This is a genomic window from Zooshikella ganghwensis DSM 15267 (assembly GCF_000428585.1).
Classification (GTDB): domain Bacteria; phylum Pseudomonadota; class Gammaproteobacteria; order Pseudomonadales; family Zooshikellaceae; genus Zooshikella; species Zooshikella ganghwensis.
This window is the reverse complement of record NZ_AUAF01000365.1, coordinates 1-1,478: the sequence shown is the minus strand read 5'-3', so window position 1 is coordinate 1,478 and position 1,478 is coordinate 1. Positions and strand designations below refer to the sequence as shown.

Sequence of the window (1,478 nt, the reverse complement as noted above, 5' to 3'; positions counted from 1 at the left end):
GCCTGACTGGTCTTGGATACCTGTTAAGCGGCCAATGCCTTTATTGCCGTTAGCGGTTTCATCATAGATATAGGATATGTTGAGTTCTGGTGCATCAGGATATTGTTGGCTAATTAACCGGTTGAGGGCGTCATAGCTATATCGTGTTTCAATACCACGTGCATCAACCTTCTGGATTAAATTATGTGCTGCATCATAAGCATAGGTTGTTTTACCGCTATCAGGACTATTCCGCTCAATGACTCTGTGTCGCCTATCATACTTGAAGGTTGTTGTGGCCCCATTAGGCGCAATTACTTTAACTACATCCCCAAACTTGTTGTAAACTTTTTCGCTGGTTTGTTGCAGGGCATCTTGCTGTTTAACCAGACGATTTAATACATCAAACTGGCGTATAGTTTTATGTTCTTTTGCGTTAGTGATACCTGTAATATTACTATTAAGGTCATAGCTGAATTGAGTTGCGTGACCGTCTGCATCAACAGACTTTAATAAACGACTCATTTCGTCAAATACTTGTTGATGTTGAGCTACGATTTGGCCTGAACTGGACTTTACTTCGGTTTTTATACGGTTACCGGCATTGTCATAGTCATACTCAATGCGCTCACCTTGATCATTTTCGATAGCCATTAGATAACGCGCATCGCTATATTCTATCTTAAGTTTGCTACCATCAGGACTTTCAATTAGCGTAATTTGACCAACCATATCGTAGGTTAATTTTGTGGTGAGTTTCCCTTTAGCAGAATGGACTGTTGCTTCAGTAACTCGATTACCTAAGTCATATTTCAAGGTGGTTTTTACACCATTGCTATCAACAATAGTCTGCGCTAGTTTAAGTGGGCTATAATTGGCATAAATCGTCGTATGACCTAATGCATTAATAATTTTATGTAAATTAAATTTATCTAAATATTCAAAACGTGTAATATCTTCTACATCCGTTCGTGGACCATCAACCTGGCTTAACATACCATCATCAGTGTATTGATAGCTGGTGGAGCTTTCCTCCACATTCACCACTTCATCACCATGCACAGGAGAGAATAGTGCTAAACCAATAAGACTGGCTAACAAGTTTTTTGTTGGTTTCATAATCTTTATAAATACGTTTATTACTACTGTGCGCAATAGACGTAGCGCCTTGCGCTCCCTGGAAAAATAAATAATGTGAAATTAAAAAATTAATTAACTTCCATCTCTCTAAGCTTGATTAAGCGACCTTTTTGGTCATATTTAAATTCCACTCGCTTTTTCTTGGCTTCCTTAGCAATAGGTACACGTAACGTGTCATGCCATTGTGTCGTTATGGAGTACTCACTAGTGGTATCAACTGCTAGAGTCCGTTTAGTTTCCAGTCCACGGTTATTGTATTCATAGGTCGTGGCTACGCCTTTATTATCCGTAAAGCGCGTCATCAAACCTCGGTCGTTATACTGAAAATAGGCATCACTGGCTGGACAGTTTGCGGAGGG

The 1,478-nt window shown here is 39.6% G+C and carries 2 protein-coding genes; both read right to left on the bottom strand.

The genetic code is table 11. The features are described 5' to 3' along the window. Window positions 1–1,098, bottom strand: a 1,098-nt coding sequence (locus tag F607_RS0127000; RefSeq protein WP_027710469.1) for an RHS repeat domain-containing protein, incomplete at its 3' end; no start/stop codon positions are given. An 89-nt stretch (window positions 1,099–1,187) separates the two neighbouring features. Beyond that, a partial coding sequence (locus F607_RS0126995) for an RHS repeat domain-containing protein (RefSeq protein ID WP_027710468.1) occupies window positions 1,188–1,478 on the bottom strand: 291 nt, incomplete at its 5' end.